The sequence below is a fragment of the Pelagerythrobacter marinus genome (genome assembly GCF_009827515.1).
Taxonomy (GTDB): domain Bacteria; phylum Pseudomonadota; class Alphaproteobacteria; order Sphingomonadales; family Sphingomonadaceae; genus Pelagerythrobacter; species Pelagerythrobacter marinus.
Genome location: NZ_WTYO01000003.1, coordinates 241,968 through 262,243 on the forward strand (window position 1 = coordinate 241,968; position 20,276 = coordinate 262,243).

General features: G+C 66.9%; 18 protein-coding genes. 9 read left to right on the top strand and 9 right to left on the bottom strand.

Annotated elements, in window-relative coordinates; genetic code table 11:
* Nucleotides 1-39 precede the first annotated feature (39 nt).
* The 3 genes from asnB to GRI72_RS08245 form a co-directional block, all read right to left on the bottom strand.
* The gene (gene asnB, locus GRI72_RS08235; protein WP_160733425.1) at nt 40-1,875 is read right to left on the bottom strand and encodes an asparagine synthase (glutamine-hydrolyzing); all 1,836 of its coding nucleotides are present in this window, start codon (nt 1,873-1,875) and stop codon (nt 40-42) included.
* On the bottom strand, nt 1,875-3,368 hold the full coding sequence (locus GRI72_RS08240; RefSeq protein ID WP_160733426.1) for a DegT/DnrJ/EryC1/StrS family aminotransferase: 1,494 nt from the start codon (nt 3,366-3,368) through the stop codon (nt 1,875-1,877). Before GRI72_RS08240 ends, asnB begins: the two co-directional genes overlap by 1 nt.
* 88 nt (nt 3,369-3,456) lie before the next feature.
* Nucleotides 3,457-3,819 carry a hypothetical protein gene (locus GRI72_RS08245; protein ID WP_160733427.1) on the bottom strand — a complete coding sequence of 121 codons (363 nt, stop codon included), beginning with the start codon at nt 3,817-3,819 and terminating at the stop codon, nt 3,457-3,459.
* A 35-nt stretch (nt 3,820-3,854) separates the two neighbouring features.
* Between GRI72_RS08245 and GRI72_RS08250 the strand changes: the two genes are divergently transcribed.
* On the top strand, nt 3,855-4,982 hold the full coding sequence (locus GRI72_RS08250) for a serine hydrolase domain-containing protein (RefSeq protein ID WP_160733428.1): 1,128 nt from the start codon (nt 3,855-3,857) through the stop codon (nt 4,980-4,982).
* Here the strand turns inward: GRI72_RS08250 and GRI72_RS08255 are convergent.
* From GRI72_RS08255 to pdxH, 3 genes are read right to left on the bottom strand one after another with little or no spacing between them, the layout of a single operon-like run.
* Complete coding sequence (locus GRI72_RS08255; protein ID WP_160733429.1) at nt 4,967-5,794, bottom strand: PhzF family phenazine biosynthesis protein; 828 nt, start codon at nt 5,792-5,794, stop codon at nt 4,967-4,969. The genes GRI72_RS08250 and GRI72_RS08255 overlap by 16 nt on opposite strands.
* The gene (locus GRI72_RS08260; RefSeq protein ID WP_160733430.1) at nt 5,791-6,741 is read right to left on the bottom strand and encodes a cation diffusion facilitator family transporter; all 951 of its coding nucleotides are present in this window, start codon (nt 6,739-6,741) and stop codon (nt 5,791-5,793) included. The genes GRI72_RS08255 and GRI72_RS08260 overlap by 4 nt, the downstream gene beginning before the upstream one ends.
* Entirely contained in the window at nt 6,738-7,361 is a 624-nt protein-coding gene (gene pdxH / locus GRI72_RS08265; RefSeq protein ID WP_160733431.1) for a pyridoxamine 5'-phosphate oxidase, read from the bottom strand. Before pdxH ends, GRI72_RS08260 begins: the two co-directional genes overlap by 4 nt.
* 230 nt (nt 7,362-7,591) lie before the next feature.
* Between pdxH and GRI72_RS08270 the strand changes: the two genes are divergently transcribed.
* From GRI72_RS08270 to fabI, 3 genes are read left to right on the top strand one after another with little or no spacing between them, the layout of a single operon-like run.
* Nucleotides 7,592-8,578 carry a DnaJ C-terminal domain-containing protein gene (locus GRI72_RS08270; protein WP_160733432.1) on the top strand — a complete coding sequence of 329 codons (987 nt, stop codon included), beginning with the start codon at nt 7,592-7,594 and terminating at the stop codon, nt 8,576-8,578.
* 37 nt (nt 8,579-8,615) lie between these two features.
* Nucleotides 8,616-9,662: a YihY/virulence factor BrkB family protein gene (locus GRI72_RS08275; protein ID WP_160733433.1), complete on the top strand. Its 1,047-nt coding sequence runs from the start codon at nt 8,616-8,618 to the stop codon at nt 9,660-9,662.
* Nucleotides 9,659-10,465: an enoyl-ACP reductase FabI gene (gene fabI / locus GRI72_RS08280; protein WP_160733434.1), complete on the top strand. Its 807-nt coding sequence runs from the start codon at nt 9,659-9,661 to the stop codon at nt 10,463-10,465. Before GRI72_RS08275 ends, fabI begins: the two co-directional genes overlap by 4 nt.
* Nucleotides 10,466-10,468: 3 nt before the next feature.
* Here fabI and GRI72_RS08285 read toward each other — a convergent pair whose 3' ends face one another.
* Entirely contained in the window at nt 10,469-10,882 is a 414-nt protein-coding gene (locus tag GRI72_RS08285; RefSeq protein ID WP_160733435.1) for a hypothetical protein, read from the bottom strand.
* 338 nt (nt 10,883-11,220) lie between these two features.
* On the opposite strand from GRI72_RS08285, the gene GRI72_RS08290 reads away from it, so the two are divergent.
* From GRI72_RS08290 to GRI72_RS08310, 5 genes are all read left to right on the top strand, one after another.
* Entirely contained in the window at nt 11,221-12,546 is a 1,326-nt protein-coding gene (locus GRI72_RS08290) for an O-antigen ligase family protein (RefSeq protein ID WP_160733436.1), read from the top strand.
* Nucleotides 12,547-12,637: 91 nt separating this feature from the next.
* A complete protein-coding gene (locus GRI72_RS08295) occupies nt 12,638-13,348 on the top strand; it encodes a polysaccharide biosynthesis/export family protein (protein ID WP_160733437.1) in 711 nt (236 codons plus the stop codon).
* Between the two features lie 18 nt (nt 13,349-13,366).
* Nucleotides 13,367-15,520, top strand: coding sequence for a GumC family protein (locus GRI72_RS08300; protein ID WP_160733438.1), 2,154 nt, complete (start codon nt 13,367-13,369; stop codon nt 15,518-15,520).
* Complete coding sequence (locus GRI72_RS08305; RefSeq protein ID WP_160733439.1) at nt 15,480-16,700, top strand: hypothetical protein; 1,221 nt, start codon at nt 15,480-15,482, stop codon at nt 16,698-16,700. The genes GRI72_RS08300 and GRI72_RS08305 overlap by 41 nt, the downstream gene beginning before the upstream one ends.
* A gap of 42 nt (nt 16,701-16,742) precedes the next feature.
* Complete coding sequence (locus tag GRI72_RS08310) at nt 16,743-17,756, top strand: GDP-mannose 4,6-dehydratase (protein ID WP_160733440.1); 1,014 nt, start codon at nt 16,743-16,745, stop codon at nt 17,754-17,756.
* Here GRI72_RS08310 and wecC read toward each other — a convergent pair whose 3' ends face one another.
* Complete coding sequence (wecC, locus tag GRI72_RS08315; RefSeq protein ID WP_160733441.1) at nt 17,757-19,061, bottom strand: UDP-N-acetyl-D-mannosamine dehydrogenase; 1,305 nt, start codon at nt 19,059-19,061, stop codon at nt 17,757-17,759.
* A gap of 83 nt (nt 19,062-19,144) precedes the next feature.
* On the bottom strand, nt 19,145-20,266 hold the full coding sequence (wecB, locus tag GRI72_RS08320; RefSeq protein WP_160733442.1) for a non-hydrolyzing UDP-N-acetylglucosamine 2-epimerase: 1,122 nt from the start codon (nt 20,264-20,266) through the stop codon (nt 19,145-19,147).
* Between the last annotated feature and the right edge of the window lie 10 nt (nt 20,267-20,276).

The window sequence follows — 20,276 nt, forward strand, 5'->3', positions numbered from 1 at the left end:
GCAGCGGTCGGACAGCAGCGCATCGTGTCGATGGCGAGATTACCCAAACGGGCGATAGGGGGCGGCAGCTTTCTCCAGCCAGACAGGGTCCTGGTCGATGAACAAGCGAAACCATATCTCGAGGGAGATCAAGGCCCGTATCTGCCGGGTATAGTTGTGAGTCCCGTGTATGTGGGCCTCCAGCATCTCCGAAAGCTTCCGGCTTTCGACCAGCCCCCGGCTTTCCAAGCGCCCGTCCAGCAGCAGCTCCCTGCAATAGCCCGCCAACGACTGGCGGAACCATTCGCCGATCGGCACGGTAAACATCTGCTTCTTTCGCCATGTCAGGGCGTCACCGAGAAGATCGCGTACGGCCAGCTTGTAGATCGCCTTGGTTTCCTGACCTTGCAGTTTCATGGCACCGGGCACGGAAAACGCGAACTCTGCCATACGGTAGTCTAGAAAGGGCGAACGGACCTCCAGCGAGTTGGCCATTGCCATCCTGTCCGGCTTTACGAGATTGTTGCCCGGAAGGAGGATCGCGGTTTCCGCATGGAGAACCTGGTTGATGGGGTCTCCGCCGGGAGCGCGCTGCATCTCCTTCAACAGCGCGCGATACGGGTCCGTCTCGCGAAATGCCGCAGCCAGCTCGCCGCTCAGCAACTGTTCGGGTTCGTCGTCCAGCAACAGGCCCGACTGCCTCGCAAAGTCATCCTGCCAACCTTCCGGAAGGTCTTCGGTCCCGCTGGCAAAAAAGCGTGCGTACTTCTCATAGCCTGCAAACAGCTCGTCGCCGCCGTCGCCGGTGAGTACCATCTTAACATCGCGGGCAGCGAGCGCCGAAACCTGATACATTGGGATGAAGGACACATCGCCGTGCGGCTGGTCGACGTGCCAGATGAATTTCGGCCACAGCTCGGCAGCTTCGTATTCCGTGACGCGCCGCTCGTGCAAGGTTCCGAAACGCCTGGCCGCGGCCCGGGCATGGTCGCTCTCGTCAAACCGTGGATCGTCGAACCCGATCGAGAAGGTGCGAACGGGGTCCGTCTGGTACATGCTCATGAACCCGACCACGGACGAACTGTCGAGCCCACCCGAAAGGAACGCGCCGAAAGGCGCATCGGCCCGCATCCTTATGCGAGTTGCATCGTCGAGAAGAGCCAGAAGACCCGATTTCGCCTCGGCTTCGCTCATGTCCCGCTCGACCGCCACGGCGCTCAGGTCCCAGTAGCGAGTCAGACGAATGCCAGCCGGCGTTATCTCCGCCCAATGCGCTGGCGGCAGGTGTCGAATACCCTCGAAGGCGGTTTGATCGGGCGGTATATAGTTGAGCGCAAGATACTGTGCGATTGCATCCAGGTCCGGTGACCGCTCGATCCCTGTCGCCAGCAACGCCTTGATTTCAGATCCGAACCAGAGCCGGCCTGATTCCGGATCGCCCGACAGATAGAGCGGCTTGACGCCCAGCCGATCACGATACAGCCGAAGAGTTCCGCCCTCGTCGCGACCATCGTAGACGGCTATCGCGAACATCCCGTTGAGACGCGTTACGAAACCCGGGCCCCACGTCTCGTAGGCTCGCAGCAAGACCTCGGTGTCACCGCTGGTTGAAAAGCGCGCGCCCTCTCTCAGCAGCGATTCCCGCAGTTCCAGAAAGTTGTATATCTCTCCGTTCTGGACCAGCACGATCTGGCCGTCTTCGGAGAAAAGGGGCTGATCGCTCCTTTCGCTGAGATCGATGATCGAAAGACGACAGTTCCCGACCGCCGCACGCTCGTTGTTCCAGACGCCGCGGGCATCGGGCCCGCGGTGCCAAATGGACCCGGCCATTTCTTCCAATACTGCTGAATCGAAATCTTGCGCGCGAAACGAATAACCGCCGAAAATGCCACACATCAGACCAGGTTCTCCGTCAGGATGGACCGCACCGCGGCAATAATTCTGTCCTGCTCCGCCACGGTCAGGTTGGACCCGGTGGGAAGGCACAAGGCTCGCTGGAAGTGCGCAGCCGACACCGTGACCTTCTCGGAATGGGGAGCGAATGCAAAACCATGGCACAAGGGCTGCATGTGCAGGGGCTTCCATCCCGGGCGCGTCTCGATGCCGCCCTGTCGAAGCTTTCGCATGATCTGATAGGGATGGATCGCCAGGCGGTTGGGGTCGAATTCAATCGATGTCAGCCACCGGTTCCCGAGTGAGCGCGGACTATCTTCCTGAAAGGCAATGCCTGGAAGATCGCTCAACCCCGCCTTGTAACGCTCGAATATCGCGCGACGTGCCGCCACTCTGTCGGACAAGACGTCGAGCTGGCCCAGCCCCACCCCGGCCAGGATGTTCGACATGCGATAGTTGTATGCGATCGTGCCGTGCTGGTAATGCTCTACCGGATCGCGCCCCTGCGTCGCGAGATAACGCGCGCGCTCTGCGATCTTCGGATCGTCGGTGACCAGGGCTCCCCCGCTCGAGGTGGTTATGATCTTGTTGCCGTTGAACGAATAGACACTGATCACGCCATGCGCCCCGCTCGGGCGATTGTCATAGACCGCACCCAAGCTCTCGGCGGCGTCCTCGACCAGGGGCAGGCCATGTTCTTCCGCGATCGTCAGGATTTCCCCCACATTCGCGGACTGTCCATAGAGATGAACCAGGAGGATCGCCGCGCCTTTCCGATCACTCGCGGCATCGGCTTCAATCTGCCGACGCAGTGCCCCGGGCGACATGTTCCAAGTACCAGGTTCGGCGTCGATGAGGACCGGTTCGAGACGTTCGTACAACAGCGGCTGTACGCTCCCGACAAAAGTCAGGTCCGAAACGTATACCCGCGCACCGCGCGGCAAGTTGAGCGCCCGCATGGCAAGGTGCAGGCCGGCGGTCCCGGATGAAACGGCAACGGCATGCTCCCTTGTGCTGAGAACCGCCAGACGTTTCTCAAACGCGTCCAGGTTGGGGCCCGCAGGCGCGACCCAGTTGTCGTCGAACGCCTGCTGTACGTGTGCCGCCTCGCCACCTCCCATATGGGGTGGGGACAAAAGGATCGCCCCGCTGAGCATTCCGCGATCGACCAGATCGACCGGCTCCCCCGCCGCATCCGTCACAACAAGTGCATTGACGCCATGCCGGTCCATTTCCTGAAGCAACTGAGCAGGCGCGGTCTTCTCCGGCACCGTAACGGCCCGCTGGGGAGGAAGGCATGAAATGGCATCGTCCAGCAAGGCGCCGCCCAGCAAGGCCCGGCGAATGTCGCCGTCTGTCACGGTCCGAAGAAGACGTCCCCCTTCGTCCAGCACCAAGCCAAGCTTGATCCTGTTGCGATCGAGACGGGCCATCACGGTGCGGATGCTGGCGTCAGATCGCACGATAGCGCGCTGCAAGGTGTCGTTATCGGTCATGCAAATCCACAAAGATAAACCCGGAGAAGAAGTCCGGCCCTCGGGCACGAAAAGGTCAGTATCGTTTCGTCAGCAACTTACAAGGCATCTAACCCTCCCACGGCTCCATCACGCAGCCGTATCCGTCGCGCAGGGTGGCGGTTTCGGCGGCGAGGAAGGGGAAGCGGGCGGTGACGCTGCGGTTCTCGACGTCTTCGGTCAAGGTGACGAGTTCCATCCCGGCCAGCTTGTCCTTCTCGCAATCGTCGAGACTGCGCCCCGCGACGAAGCGGCACGAACAGGCCACGCGCGCCGAATAGGCCGCGGCAATGCCCGAGTAACCGGCGATCGGCGCGCGGAAATGCCAGGCCAGGCCGGCCAGGACCGCGGCCGCCAGCGCGAGCCACAGGGGCCAGCGCCTGCGCCGGGCGCGCCGGGTGCCATGCCGTGTTCCGCGGGATCTGTTTGCCATTGCCAAGCCCGGTTTGCTGCGCGAGGGAAAGCCGCATGTTCCCGCGGCCCGCCTCCCTTATCGCCTGCCTCGCCCTGCTGCCAGCCCTGCTTGCCTGCAGCGGTGCCGAGCCGCCGCCTCCGCCGCTGAGCGAAGAAGCGCTGGCCGCCGTGTCGGACGATCCCGGCGCCCCGGCGCAGCAGCTGGCGCGCCAGGTGGACGACCTGTTCGCCGGCGACGCCGCGGGCGAGACCCGCGCGCTGATCGTGATGCACGGGGGCGAGATCGCCGCCGAGCGCTACGCCCCCGGATATGGCCGCGAAACCCGCTTCGCCAGCTGGTCGATGGCCAAGACGGTGACCGCGGTGATGATCGGGATGCTCGTGGCCGACGGGCGTCTGGCGCTCGACGAATCGCCCCCCGTCCCGCGCTGGCAGCGGCCCGGCGACCCGCGCGGCGAGATCACCTTGCGCCAGCTGCTCCAGATGCGCAGCGGCCTGCGCCATACTGAAGCCGGCGACCCGCCCTACGAGTCGTCAGAGGTACGGATGCTGTTCCTCGACGGGCGCGACGACATGGCCGACTGGGCCGAGAGCCAGCCGCTGGAGGCGGAGCCGGGCAGCACGTTCGAGTATTCCTCCGCCACCAGCGTTATCCTGGCCGACATCGCCGCGCGCGTCCTGTCGCGGCGCGACGAGCCGGAGGCGCGGCGCGAGGCGGTCGCCGGCTATCTCCACACCCGCCTGTTCGGGCCGCTGGCGATGGAATCGATGGTGCCCGAATTCGACGCCAGCGGCACGCTGATCGGCGGCAGCCTGATCCACGGCACGGCGCGCGACTGGGCCCGGTTCGGCGACTTCCTGCGCCACAAGGGGTCATATCGCGGGAGCCAGCTTGTGCCGCGCAAGTGGGTCGAGGCGATGACCCGGCCCAGCCCGCGTCGCGAGAACTACGGGTTCCAGACCTGGCTCAACCGCCCGGTCCCGGGCGAAAGCGACAACCCGCTGTTCCCCGGCCGCGCGCCGCGTTCGATGTTCGCGGCGATCGGGCACATGGGCCAGTACATCTTGGTATCCCCCGAACAGAAGCTGACCGTCGTGCGACTGGGCCATTCGGACGCGGAGGAACGCGCGGTCCTGTTGCAGGAGCTGGCCGATATCGTCGAGCTCTACCCCGCGACCTGACCGCCGCCGCCATCGGCCCCGTCGGGCAGGCGGAACGTTCCCTCCACCACCGTCACGCAGGCGCCGCCCAGCCAGGCCCGATCGCCTTCCAGCCGGCAGGCGAGATCGCCGCCGCGGCGCGAGGCCTGGTGCGCGGTGAAGCTGTCGCGCCCCAGCCGCGCGGCCCAGAAGGGGGTGAGCGCGGCGTGGGCCGAGCCGGTCACGCTGTCCTCGTCCACTCCGCCGCCGGGCACGAAGACCCGGCTGACCACGTCGCTCGCGCGTCCCGGCGCGGTGCAGATGAACTGGTCGTCGCCCAGCGCGCCGAGCCCGCGCAAGTCCGGGTCGAGCGCGCGGACCGCGCCCTCGTTCGCGTAGAGGTAGATGCCGTAGCCGTCGGGGTTGCGCCACACCTCCTCGGGCTCCGCGCCCAGCAGGGCCACGGCCTCGGGCCAGTCCGAACGCGCGGTCGGGATGGCGGGCAGCGCCAGCTCGTATCCGGCGGCGCTGCGCCGCACCTCGAGCACGCCGGCCTTGCGCGTGCGGAAGCGGACGCGATCGCCCCCGTCGCGGCCCAGCAGGACGTGCCCCGCCGCAAGCGTCGCGTGGCCGCAAAGACGGATCTCGCACGCCGGGGTGAACCAGCGCAGCTGCCAGTCGGCATCGCCGCCCGCGTCCTTCACCACGAAGGCGGTTTCGGCGAAGTTGTTCTCCTCCCCGATCGCCTGGAGCACCTCGTCGGGCAGCCAGTCGTCGAGCGGCATGACGGCCGCCTGGTTCCCGGCAAAGGGCCGGTCGGCGAAGGCATCGACGTGCCAGTAGGGCAGTTTCATCCGGCGTCCTTTCCCAGTTTCTCGAACTCGTCGGCCTCCACCAGCGGGTTGCCCGGGTCGTCCACGTGGCCCCGCGGGTCGATGTGGATCAGCAGCTCCATCTCGGGGAAGTGGCGGCACAGGTCGGCCTCGACCCGCTCGATGATCGCGTGTGCCGCGGCGACCGTGGTCGTGCCGGGCAGGTCGACGTGGAACTGCACGAAGTCGCGCGTCCCGCTCGACCGGGTTCGCAAATCGTGCAGGTTGGACAGTTCCGGGTGGCGCGCGGCCAGTTCGACGAAGCGCTGGCGCTTCTCCTCCGGCCATTCGCGGTCCATGATCTGGTCCACCGCCTCGCTGCCCGCGCGCCAGGCGCCCCACAGCAGCCAGCCGGCAATCGCCAGCCCGAACAGCGGGTCGGCGCGCGAAAGGCCCAGGTACTGGTCGAGCACCAGCGCCGCGATCACCGCGAGGTTGAGCAGCAGGTCGGACTGGTAATGGACGCTGTCGGTCCTGATTGCGAGGCTGCCGGTGCGGCGGATCACGTGGCGCTGCCACGCGATCAGGGCGAAAGTCGCCGCGATCGCGACCAGCGAGACGGCGATCCCTTCCCCGGCGGCGGCGGTCTGCGTCCCTTCCACCAGGTGCGCGATCGCGCGAAAGGCGATGCCCGCGGCGGAGAGCGCGATCAGCATGACCTGGAAGATCGCCGCCAGCGCTTCCGCCTTGCCATGGCCGAAGCGGTGATCCTCGTCCGCCGGCATGGCCGCGATCCACACCCCGGCGAGCGTCGCCAGGCTGGCCACGAGGTCGAGCGCGGTATCGACCAGGCTGCCCAGCATGGCGGTCGAGCCGGTCCGCCAGGTCGCCCACCCCTTGATCGCGGCGAGGAACAGCGCGACCGCGATCGAGGCCCAGGCCGCGCTGCGGGTAAGCGCGGCCCGGCGCGCTGCCCCGTCCGCGGTCATGGATAGAGCAGGGTGCTGTCCCACCCTTCCCCCGTGCGGGTGAACAGGCGCCGGTCGTGCAGGCGATTGGGCCGGTCGAGCCAGAACTCGATCCGCTCGGGCGCCAGGGTGAAGCCCGTCCAGTGCGGCGGGCGCGGCACCTGGCCCGCGGCGCGGCACGCCTCGCCCAGCGCCTCGACCCGGGCGACGTAGTCGGCCCGGTCGGCCAGCGGGCGCGACTGGTCGCTGGCCGCCGATCCGACCTGGCTGACGAAGGCGCGCGAATGGAAGTAGGCGTCGGCCGCGGCGGGGGAGACTTCGGCAAGCGGCCCCTCGATCCGCACCTGGCGGCGCAGGCTCTTCCAGTGGAACAGCAGCGCGGCGTGGGGGTTGGCGGCGATCTCCTCCCCCTTGCGGCTGCGGGCATTGGTGAAGAAGGTGAAACCGTCCGCCCCGTGCCCTTTCAGCAGGACCATCCGCACCGAGGGGCGCCCGTCGCGCGTCGCGGTGGCCAGCGCCATCGCGTCGGGATCGTTCGGCTCGGCCTCGCGCGCCTCGGCCAGCCAGGCGTCGAACAGCGCCAGCGGGTCCGATCCGGGCAGTTCGGAACGCGCGCCCTTCACCGCCTGCCCCCCGGACATGGGCCGCCCAGACATGGACCGCCTGTTACACTGTCCTGGGACAAGAAAACCGGGCCCGCGCGCCAGTCGGCGACAGGCGCGCGGCCGAGCGCCGAACGGGGGGGCGCAGAACGGGGGGGCGCGGAACGGGGGGGCGGGGCGATCATGCCTGCCGCCCTAACGCGCCCGCGGCATGTAGGAAAGCCTGGCGCGCCTTGCGCCCGCAGACTGTTGCACCTAGCTAACACGCCATGGCCGATCCTTACGCAACGCTGGGCATATCGCGCAACGCGACCGAGAAGGAGATCAAGAGCGCCTATCGCAAGCTGGCGAAGGAGCTTCACCCCGATCGCAACAAGGACAACCCGAAGGCGGCCGAGCGGTTCAGCAAGGTGACGCAGGCCTACGACCTCCTGGCCGACAAGGACAAGCGCGCCCGCTTCGACCGGGGGGAGATCGATGCCGAGGGCAACCCGGCCAATCCCTTCGCCGGCATGGGCGGCGGAATGGGCGGTGCGGGCATGGGCGGCGGGCCCGGCGGCTTCGGCGGCGGCGGACAGCGCGGCTTCCGGGCGGAGGATTTCCAGGGCTTCCAGCAGGAAGGCGTGGACCTGGGCGACATTTTCGAAGGGCTCTTCGGCGGCGGGCAAGGCGGCTTCTCGCGCGGTGGCGCGCGCGGGCCGGGCGGTTTCGGCCAGCAGCGCCGGCCGCCCCCGCGCAAGGGCGCGGACATCGCCTATCGCCTGCGCGTGCCCTTCGTCGATGCGGCCACCCGCAAGGACCAGCGGATCACCCTGGCCGATGGCAAGACGATCGACCTCAAGCTGCCTGCCGGGGTGGAAGACGGGACGCAGATGCGGCTCAAGGGCAAGGGCGAACCGGGCGCGGGCGGCCATGGCGACGGGATCGTGACGATCGCGATCGATCGCCACAAGTTCTTCCGCCGCGACGGCGACGACGTGCGGCTGGACCTGCCGATCACCTTGTCCGAGGCGGTCGGCGGGGCCAAGGTCCGCTGCCCCACGGTGGACGGGCCGGTCATGCTGACGATCAAGCCCGGGACCAGCGGCGGCACGACCATGCGCCTGAAAGGCAAGGGGTTTTCAACCAGGTCCGGCACGCGCGGCGACCAGCTGGTGACGCTGGAGATCACCCTCCCGCGCGACACGGCGGAACTCGCCCGGCGGCTGGAGGGATGGCAGGACGACAGCAACCCGCGCGCGGACATGGGGGGCTAGCGGGCCGGGGCCGAACCCGCGCGCGCGAGGAACGCCGATGAGCGAAACCGACCTTCCCGATCCAGAGGAACGCCGCATCCACACCCTCTCGCCCGAAGAGCGGCGGCGCGAGGCGATCGAGCAGAAGATGGGCCTGCGCGGGCAGGTGGCGCGCCGCGTCGGCCCCGGCACCCGCGCATTCGAGGTGGGCAAGCGGGTCTTCATCGGCACCTACAACGACGGGTTCATCCACGCCGGCAACCTCGCCTACATGTCGATGCTGGCGATCTTCCCGTTCTTCATCCTGGGCGCGGCGATCTTCTCCCTCGTGGGGGAGGAGAGCGAGCGCGCCGCGACGATCGAGGCCGTGCTCTATGCCCTGCCGCCGATGGTGGGCAACGTGATCGAGCCGGTGGCGCGCAACGTGATCCAGTCGCGCACCGGCTGGCTGCTCTGGGCCGGCGGCCTCGTCGCGCTGTGGACCGTGTCGAGCCTGATCGAGACGATCCGCGACATCCTGCGCCGCGCCTACGGCACCGCCGCGACCGAGGCGTTCTGGAAATACCGGCTGCTGTCGGCCGGGGTGATCGTGGCCGCGGTGATCCTGCTGATGCTGTCGCTGATCGCGCAAGTCGTGATCGGCGCCGCGCAAGAATTGATCGACGCCTACCTGCCGTGGCTCTCGCACGTGATCGCCGAGCTGCAGATCTCGCGCCTGATCCCGGCCTTCGGCCTGTTCGGCTCGCTCTACCTGCTGTTCTTCACCCTGGCGCCCAAGGCCTATCGCCAGCGGCGCTATCCCAAGTGGCCGGGCGCGCTCGTCACCACCGCCTGGTGGGTGGCGGTCACCATCGCGCTGCCCCCGGCGATCCGCCAGTTCTTCAGCTACGACATGACCTACGGCAGCCTGGCCGGCATCATGATCGCGCTTTTCTTTTTCTATCTCGTCGGCCTAGGGGTCGTTATAGGCGCCGAGCTCAACGCCGCGCTGGCCGAAACTCCCGAGGAAGAGGAGAACCGCATCGGCCAGGCCGACGATCGGCGCCGCGCCGCGGCCCGGCAGGCGGCGGAGCAGGAACGCGAAACGAAAGAGGACACGGCATGAGCGGTTTGATGGCTGGGAAACGCGGGCTGATCATGGGCCTCGCGAACGACAAGTCGCTGGCCTGGGGCATTGCCCGGCAGCTGCGCGAACAGGGCGCGGAACTGGCCTTTTCCTACCAGGGCGAGGCGCTGGCCAAGCGCGTGCGGCCGCTGGCCGAACAGCTCGGCAGCGATTTCGTGTTCGAATGCGACGTGTCGGACATGGACGCGCTCGACGAGGCGTTCGGCCGCCTGCGCGAACGGTGGGAGACGATCGATTTCGTCGTCCACGCGATCGGCTTTTCCGACAAGAGCGAACTGCGCGGGAAGTACCTCGACACCAGCCTCGAGAACTTCCTGATGACGATGAACATCTCCGCCTACAGCCTGGTCGCCGTGGCCCGGCGGGCGGCGGCGATGATGCCCGATGGCGGCAGCATCCTGACGCTGACCTATTACGGCGCGGAAAAGGTCATCCCGCATTACAACGTCATGGGCGTGGCCAAGGCGGCACTGGAAACCAGCGTGCAGTATCTCGCCAACGACCTCGGCCCCGACAACATCCGCGTCAACGCGCTCAGCGCCGGGCCGATCAAGACCCTGGCGGCCAGCGGGATCGGCGATTTCCGCTATATCCTCAAGTGGAACGAGCTGAATTCGCCCCTGCGCCGCAACGTCACGATCGACGACGTCGGCGGGTCGGGCCTCTACCTGCTCTCCGACCTCGCCTCGGGCGTCACGGGCGAGGTGCACCACGTCGACGCCGGATACCACGTCGTCGGCATGAAACAGGAAGACGCGCCGGACATCGCGCTCGACAAGTAAGGCTCAGGCCCCGGCAACCGGCGGCGCCGCAACGCCGCCGTTGAGGCGGGGGAAGCAGCGCGCCAGGGCGAGCAGGACGGTCGGCAGGGCCATGGTGAAGACAATGTCCCACGCGGTCTCCACCGCCAGCGCCCTGCCGGCCGAGCCGTAGGCCAGCGCCCGCGACCAGTCGAGCAGTTCGTTGCAGCACTCGAGCGCGAGAACGAGCAGCCAGGGCCACCAGCTCGCAAGCCCGCGACGGGCGAACGCGGCAAACAGGATCTGCGCCAGAACCCCGAGATAGGCGTGAAGTACCGGATGGCTCACCGCCGTCCAGTCCGAAAGCCACAGCTTCCACCCGATCCACACCTCTGCGAAGCGAACGAGCCAGGGCTCCACCTGCGCCACGAGCGCCACCGCCGAAAGGTCTGTCTCCATCGGTCGCCAGATAGGGGCGAGGGGGTGCCCGGCCAAGAGGAAATCCCGTGCGTTTTGCCCGTGTTGCTTGACAGGTCCACTCTGAGAGGAGACGGCGGCGACCTGACGTATAACGCTGGAACAAGAGTGAGACGCGATCTGTGTCGAGGCAGAGCTCATTAGGCCGAGGTCGTTTGTCGCGATCGACATCTCGCGGTCGCCCCGGAGAGGAGGCCGGCCGGCTCCCCTCGCGCGTGCACGGCATCCGCGGCCGAGTTTTCTCGCCTGCAAGCAGACTGGTCGTGCTGTGCGGCTTTCTCCTCGTGGTGTTTCTCACTGGGGGCAGCTCGCGAGAGGACATGACCGGGTTGCTGGTTTTGCGGCCGGTTTCCATTCTCGTCCTCGGCTATGGCCTGCTGACGCTGTCCGGAGAGCACGTGCGTCGCTACTGGCCGCTCGTTCTCATAGCCGGTGCCGCCGTGATCCTCGCCGTGGCTCATCTCCTGCCCTTGCCGCCGGCGCTATGGCAGGCCCTGCCCGGGCGGGAGACCGTGGTGGCGATCGACCACGCACTGGGCTGGTCGGAGCTATGGCGACCGCTGACGCTCGATCCCCAGGCCTCGCGCAACGCCCTCATGGCCCTGGTTACGCCCTGCGCGGTCATGGTCCTGGCCATCCAGCTCGACGAGCGGCAGCGAGAACTGCTTTTGACTTTTCTGCTGGCCCTGGGCGCGCTCACCGCCCTTTGGGGCATCCTGCAACTGATGGGCAACCCGCGCGGGCCGCTCTATCTCTACAGCAAGACGAGCTACAGCTTTCCGGTCGGTCTGTTCGCCAACCGCAACCACCAAGCGGTTTTCCTCGTCAGCCTAATTCCGCTGCTCTACGCCTGGGTCAGGCTTGGGCACGGCTCCTGGACCGATATCCGTTCGTCCAGAGGACGGCGCGGAAGTGTCGCAATCGGGGGCATGCTGGTTCTCATACCCCTGGTGCTGATCGCGGGTTCGCGGGCAGGGCTTCTGACCCTGGTTCTCGCTTTGTGCGGTACGGCCGCCCTGCTCGTTCTGGCTCCCGCCGGCCGTGCCCGGACTTCCCGAACACGGCGCCTCGCCCGGTGGGGGCCGGCAATGGTCGGCGCGGCCGCCATCGCCGGACTGGTTCTGGTTACGATCGGCGTGGGTCGCGACCGGGCGTTCGAGCGGCTGCTCGGCGCGGACTCGCTCGGCGGACTGAGGGCAGATCTCCTCCCGGCCACCTGGGACATCGCGCTGAGGCATCTTCCATGGGGTTCCGGCATCGGTTCGTTCGACGACGTCTACCGCATGTACGAACCGGATGGCCTCCTCATGCCGTCTTACGTGAATCACGCGCATAATGACGTGATCGAACTGTTCATGACGGGAGGAGTGCCCGCCCTCCTCATCCTGGCTTTTGCGATGGCCCTCTATGTCCACCGGTTCTGGACACTTGTGCGCAAACGGGCCGCGGGGCTTCGCGCTGCGCCGCTTTCCGGGGCGGCGCTGCTGGCGCTGGCCATCCTGTTCGTCGCGTCGCTGATAGATTATCCCCTGCGGGCACCCGCCATGGCCAGCTTCGCGGTTCTTCTGTCTATCTGGGCGAGCAAAAGCACGGTAGAGGATGCCGGAACGGATGCCCGCCGGTCGATCGATTCTTCGGGACCATGAAGAGAAACCAGGCCGGCATCGACTAAGCTTGCTTATCAGAAATGCTCGGCTAGTGCTGCCGCAGCACGATAGATTGGACGAATAGAAACGCATGTCGATATTCAGGTATTTCCTCGGTTGTTTTCTGGCGGCCGGTCTGCTGGCCGGCTGTGCCGGTGGGAACCGGCCCGTCGGCCTGTCCCCGGGGATCGAACTGACCGAACTGGACAGCCTTCCCGTGCCCGAAAGCGGCTACGTTACCCGGGTTCAGCCAGGCGACCTGCTCGAGATCACCGTTCTGAATTCGGAAGAACTGAGCGGGACATATGTCGTCGACGACGACGGCACGCTGGATTTCCCCCTCATCGGTCGCGTGCCGGTTGCCGGCGATTCGGCGACGACCGTCGGAAAGAAGGTCGCTTCGCAGCTGGAAGGCCGCTTTCTTCTCAACCCGAATATCAGCGTCATCCCGTCCGAGCTTTCGCAACCCACGGTGTCGGTGGGCGGCGAAGTGGAAAAGCCCGGCTCCTATCCGGCACGCCTTTCACGAACCCTCCTTCGGGCGGTGAACACCGCCGGCGGACTGTCCGAATTCGCGAAGTCGGACGATGTACTCGTGCTGCGCTCGGTCGGAGATGTCACGTATATCGGGGTGTACAACATCGAGGCGATCCAGCGCGGGAACTACCCCGATCCGCAGATCTATGCCGACGACATCATAACCGTGGGCGATTCACCCGGGCGTCGTCGCCTCCAGACCATCCTTCAACTCGTCCCCCTGCTGTCGACATCGGCGATCCTGGTCGATCGCATCGGCAACTAACGATCCGAGAAAAGCATAATGGCAGAAGCAGTCATATATTCCGCCCAGCCGGATCCGGCGGGGGACGCCGGCGAGAGCAGCGGCATCCTCGCGTTTGAGCGCTATTGGCGCCAGGCGATCAACTCGCGCGTCTGGATTGCCGCGATCCTGGGCGCCGGCATCGTGCTGGGCCTGCTCGTCACCTTGCTGTCGACGCCACTCTACCAGAGCACGGCGGTGATCGAGATCAGCCGGGTGACCTCGAACGTGACCAACATCGAAGAGTCGGAGATCGAGGAGCTCCAGGCCGACGAGCAGTATTTCCAGACGCAGTATGAACTGCTCGGCTCCCGCTTCCTGGCCGAGGCGGTTGTGGATGCCGGCAATCTCACTGCCTCGACGGAGTTCCGCAATGCATTTGCCGACGACCCGGAAGTGCCGCTGGAGCGGCGCGAAGCCGTCAAGATCCTTCTCGACAATGTCAGCATAGACCCGGTCCGCATGTCGAACCTGGTCAATGTCCGGTTCTCCAGCCCCAGCCGCACCCTGTCGTCCGACATCGCGAACCTGTGGGCCGAACAGTTCCTCGCCGCCAATTACGAGAAGCGCTTCGGCGCCAATATCGATGCCCGGCGCTATCTGCGCGAACAGATCGCCGAGCTGCGTGAACGGCTGGCCCAGTCGGAAAAGGAACTGGTCGATTACGCCAATGCCAACCAGATCGTGATCGTCGATGCCAGCTCGGCCAGCGACGACAGCAGCAGCAGCACGGCGCGTTCGCTGATCGGCGACAGCCTGACGACGCTGAACGAGGCTCTGGCCCAGGCGACGGCCAAAAGGATCGCGGCGGAAAGCGCCCTGCGGGCCCGTTCGACAGCGCCGGAAACACGCAATGCGTCGAGCCAGCTGTTGACCGCGCTTGCCACGGCCGAGGCGAAGCTGGCGAGCCTGCAGGCGAACTTCGGCCCCGACTATCCCGAAGTCCAGGCAGCCCGTTCGGAAGTCGAGGCCATGCGCGAAGCGATCGCGGCTTCGCGCGGACGCGACATTTCGGCCCTCGAAGCCGCCTATCGTCAGGCACGCGGCGAGGAAGCCGCGCTCGAGGCCCAGGTCCAGCAAATCCAGCAGCGGTTCCTCTCGCAGCAGGGCGGCGGGATCCAGTACGGCATCCTCAAGCGGGAGGTCGAGACCAACCGCCAGCTTTACGACGCGCTGCTGCAGCGGTCGAAGGAACTCGAAGCCGCAGGCGCGGGCAAGAACAACATGACGGTGGTCCAGCCGGCAGTGCCGGCGGAAGAACCCTATCGCCCCTCGCTGCTGCTCAATCTCGCGCTCAGCCTGCTCGCCGCGGGCGTGGTCGCCGCGGCCTTCGTCTTCCTGCGCGAGACGATGGACCAGACGCTGCGTGATCCCAACGATGTCCAGCGCCTGCTGGGCATCCCGGCGCTCGGCCTGATTCCGCGGGTCAACGAGGACGATATTCTCGAGGAACTGAACCGGCGCAGTTCGGAGCTGTCCGAGGCCTATGTCGCGGTTCGCTCGAACATTTCGTTCCTGACCCCGCGCGGCGCACCCAAGTCGCTGATGCTGACCAGCACGCGGCCCAACGAGGGCAAGTCGCTGACCTCGGTCGCGATCTGCCGCAGCTTCGCCCAGCTGGGCAAGCGCACGCTGCTGATCGACGCCGACCTGCGGAACACCGCACTGTCGGACTTCCTCGGCAAGCAGGCGCGCGCCGACACGGGCCTGAGCAGCCTGCTCGCCGGGCAGGGAGACCCCCTGTCGCACATGATCCCGATCGAAGAGCACGGCTTCGACCTGATCCCGAGCGGCGCGACCCCGCCCAACCCGGCCGACCTCCTGGCCAGCGATGCGCTCGCCCGCCTGATCCGTTCGCTCGAGGAATCCTACGACTTCATCCTCGTCGACGGACCGCCGGTCCTGGGGCTGGCCGACGCGCTGGAAATCTCCACCGCGGTCGAAGGCGCGGTCTACGTGATCGAATCGAACGACGTGAAGATCCGCGCGATCGAGACCGCGATGCGCCGTCTGCGCTCGGCCAACGCGAAGATCTACGGCGCGATCATAACCAAGCTCGACGAGCGCAACTCCGCCTATGGCTACGGCTATGGCTACGGCTATGGTTATGGCTATGGCGACACGGACCGCGACGCCCATGCCGCGACCGGCTGACACGCCCCGCGCCTGGCGCATCGTTCTCGCCGGGCTGGTTTTCCCGGTCCTGGCCATTGCCGCCGGCGCGCAGACGCTGGCGATCGTGGGCGAGAGCACCCGCCCCAAGGAAGCTGCCGCGGCGGCCCCCTGGGACGGCTCGGCCAAGGCCCACCTCGCCAAGGGCGCCTACCAGGGACAGCTCGCCGCGGGAGAGGCGGTGGCGCCGCCCGAGCCCTGGATCGTCGAGCTGGCTCGCGACGCCTATCGCCGCCAGCCGCTGACGCCGGAGGCGGTTGCCGTCATCGGCGCGAGCCTGCCGGACGACCGCGCCGACGCGTTCTGGGAGCTTGCGGCCCAGGTCAGCCGGCGCGATACGCTGTTGCAGGGCCTGTTGCTCGATCACCACCTTGGCCATGATGATCTCGATCGCTCGATCAGAGTGCTGAACCAGCTTCTTCTGGTCAGGGAAAATCAGCGCGAGAGGTTCTTCGCCGCGCTTAGCCAGGCCCTTCCCGATCCTCGATCGATCGACCCGTTCGTCGAGATCCTCGCCGCGGATCCGAAATGGGGCGACGCCTTCCTGGTTGCCGCGTCCCGAAACGAGGAGGGCCTCGAGAACCTCAGCCGCATTCGTCATCGGTTGCCGGACGGATCCATCGAAGCGCATGTGGACCAGGCGCTGATTTCGGCGTTCGCGCGGTCCGGCCAGCTGGACCTCGCCCACGATCTCCACCGCCGCCTCGCGCAGAAACAGGGCGAGCGTCCCGGGTGGCAGGCCAGCACCATTCCGCCCTTCGACTGGCGCTTCGTCGACGAACCCGGTTTTCGGGCCCAGCGCGATCCGGAAAGCGAACAGCTGGACCTGCTCATCGCCCGAGGCAAGGGAGGGCCGTTCGTGACGAGGATCTTCCGTGCCCAAGGCTCATCGATACGGTTGCGCGCCAACCACCAGCTCGAGCCCACGGCCCAGGCCCGGCGTCTTTCGGTGTCGGTATCATGCGCCGCAACGGGAGAAGTCCTGGCACAGGAGAACTTCAGAGAGCGACAGATCGCTCTCGATACTGCCATCCCCGAGCGATGCCCGTTCGTCGCAGTCGTGCTGTCGGGCCGAGCCTGGTCGGACGAACCGCGACTCCATGGCACCATTTCACCGATAACCGTGACCTTCGGCGCCGGCGGGCAAGATGCCGATCAATAACGTCATGAAGCCGTAGCAGTCGGCGAGGCAGAAGCAGACACCATGCGCAAAGTGCTTGTCACCGGCAGTGCCGGCTTCATCGGTTACCACCTGTCGCAGCTGCTGCTGGACGAGGGGTTCGCGGTCGTCGGCTACGACGGGTTGACCGACTATTACGACGTGCGCCTGAAGCAGCGGCGCCACCAGATGCTGATGCAGAATCAGCATTTCAGTGCCACCGTCGGCATGCTGGAGGATTTCGACACGCTCCGCGATCTTGCCATCGCGGAGCGGCCGGATGTCATCGTCCATCTGGCGGCCCAGGCCGGCGTGCGCTACAGCCTCGAGAACCCGCGCGCCTATGTCGAGGCGAACATGGTCGGCACCTTCAACGTGATGGAGTGCGCGCGCGAACTCGATGTCGACCATCTGCTGATGGCCTCGACCAGCTCGGTCTACGGCGCCAACGAGGAAATGCCGTTTCACGAGCGGGAGAAGTGCGACACCCCGCTGACGCTCTATGCCGCGACCAAGAAGGCCAACGAGGCGATGGGCCACAGCTACGCGCACTTGTGGAACCTGCCGACCACGATGTTCCGCTTCTTCACCGTCTATGGTCCCTGGGGCCGGCCCGACATGGCGCTGTTCAAGTTCACGCGCGGCATTCTCGAAGGCACGCCGATCGACATCTACAACGACGGCGAGATGTACCGGGACTTCACCTACGTCACCGATCTGGTGCGCGGCATCCGCCTGCTGATCGACGCGGCGCCGGTCCGTCCGCAGGCACCGGAAGAGATTGGCGCACACGACAGCCTGTCCCCCGCCGCGCCGTTCCGGGTGGTCAACATCGGCAACAGCGACAAGGTCCGCCTGATGGACTTCGTCGAGGCAATCGAGGCCGAGTGCGGACGCGAAGCGGTCAAGAACTTCATGCCGATGCAGAAGGGCGACGTGCCCGCGACCTGGGCCGATGCGACGCTGCTGCAGGAGCTGACCGGCTATCGTCCGCAAACCGACGTGAAGGAAGGCATCCGCCGATTCGTCGCCTGGTACCGCGAGTATTACGGCGTCTAGCTAGCCCGCGAGGCGCAGGCCTGGTCGGCGGGGCGCGACCGGCGCGACGTCCGGCCAGATGCCGCGGGTGTCGTAGATGACGGCACGGCCGCGCTCTTCCGGGGGGACGACGCGGAAAATGTCGTGGTCGACCAGGACGACGAGAACGCCGCAGGTCTCGAGCGCGGTGTCGAGGTCGATCAGCGTCGCGCCCGTGCCCTCGAACTCGATCGGCAGTTCGCTGGCGTAAGGTTCCACCACGTGCATCCGGTCCCCGAACTTTCGCGCCAGGCGTGCGGCGACAAAGCGGGCCGGGCTTTCGCGAAAGTCGTCGATATTCGCCTTGAACGCGAGGCCGAGACAGGCGACCGGCACGCCGGGGTTCGCCTCGATCAGCTGCTCCGCCCGTTCGACGACGTGATGCATCTTGGCATCGTTGATCTCGCGCGCGGAGCGGATCATGCGCGCCTGGTCGGGCGCGCCATGGACGATGAACCAGGGATCGACCGCGATGCAGTGCCCGCCGACGCCCGGGCCCGGCTGGAGAACGTTGACGCGGGGATGACGATTGGCGAGCCGGATCACCTCCCACACGTCAAGCCCCATGTGATCGGCGATCATCGACAGTTCGTTGGCGAAGGCGATATTGACGTCGCGGAAGGCGTTTTCGACCAGCTTGCACATTTCCGCGCTGCGGGCGTCGGTCGTGACGCAGCTCGCCCGCACGAAACGCTTGTAGAAGGCGAGCGCCTTGCGCGCGCAACGCGGCGTGATGCCCCCGATCGAACGGTCGTTGTTGGCGAGTTCCTCGAGGATGCGGCCCGGCAGGACCCGCTCCGGACAATAGGCGATCGCGACATCGGGCGTCTCGTCGGTCCGGCCAGGAAGCCGCAGGTCGGGGCGCAGGCCGGCGATCAGGTCGCGCATCGCCTCCGTCGTGCCGACCGGCGAAGTCGATTCGAGGATGACCGTGTCGCCCTTCTTCAGCACGCCGGCGACCTCGGTCGCGGCGGCCATGACATAGGACGTGTCGGGCGTATGGTTCCCGTCCTTCTCGAACGGGGTCGGCACGGCGATCACGAACACGTCGGCCGGACCGATCTGGGTCGAAGCCGACAACAGGCCGCGCTGGACGACGCCCCGCACGAGCCCGTCGAGATCGACTTCCTCGATATGGATCTCGCCTCGGTTGATCGTGTCCACCACGTCCTGCGACAGGTCGACCCCGGCCACCGGGCAGCCCGCGCGGGCAATGATCGCCGCCGTGGGCAGGCCGATGTAGCCCAAGCCGATAACGCATACCTGTGGTTTGTTCTCGCCGCGCATTGTCGCTCCGCTCGTGTCCGCGTTCACGGCATGGCTCTAGGCGGCGCCGGTAAACATACCGGTAACGATGACGTTCGCCCGTTTCAGGCAGCGAGAAGCTCCAGAATGCGCACGCTGGCCCGGCCGTCGCCGAACGGGTTGTGCGCCCGGGCCATCCGGTCGTAGGCCGCCGCGTCGTCGAGCAGGCGGGCGGTCTCTGCCACGATGCGCGCGGAATCGGTGCCGACGAGGCGCGCCGTCCCCGCCTCCACCCCCTCGGGGCGCTCGGTCGTCTCGCGCATGACGAGCACGGGCTTGCCCAGCGCGGGCGCTTCTTCCTGCACGCCGCCGCTGTCGGTCAGCATCAGGTGCGCGATATCGAGAAGCCGCGCGAAGTGGGGGTAGTCGAGCGGTTCGATCAGCGCGACGTTGTCGAGCCCGGCAAGCCGATCGTTCATCACCGCGCGCACGTTCGGGTTCAGGTGGACGGGAAAGACAACCGCCACGTCGGGCCGCTCCGCCAGGGTGCGCACCGCATCCGCGATCGCTTCCATGCCCTGGCCGAAATTCTCCCGCCGGTGGGTCGTCACGCCGATGATGCGCCGACCGGCAAAGCGGCCTTCCAGCGGGGCGAGATCGGCCGCAAGCTCGGGCTGCCGACCGATCTGCCCGGTGATCCAGTGGAGGGCGTCGATCACCGTGTTGCCGGTGACGTGGATCGCCGCCGGGTCGATGTTCTCGCGCCGCAGGGCCGCAGCGGCCGTGTCCGTCGGCGCGAAGTGCAGCGCGGCCATCGTGCCGATGATCTTGCGATTGACCTCTTCCGGCCAGGGGTGGTGGATATCGCCGCTGCGCAGGCCCGCCTCGACATGGGCGACAGGCACCTTGCGGTAATAGGCCGCGAGCGCACCGGCCATCGCCGTGGCGGTGTCGCCCTGGACCACGACCACGTCCGGCTGTTCGCTATCGATCACCTGGCCCAGCCCGGTCAGCAGGCGCGCGGTCAGCGCGTCGAGCGACTGGTCGGGCTCCATCAGGTCGAGATCGTGGTGCGGCTCCACCCCGGCGATCGAGAGGACCTGGTCGAGCATCCCGCGGTGCTGCGCCGACACGCAGACGCGCGATTCGAAGCGCGAATCCGCCTCCAGCGCGTGGACGAGGGGAAAGAGCTTGATGGCTTCGGGCCGGGTCCCGAATACCGAGAGGATCTTGCGCGGCGAGGTCATGCGCCCGCCC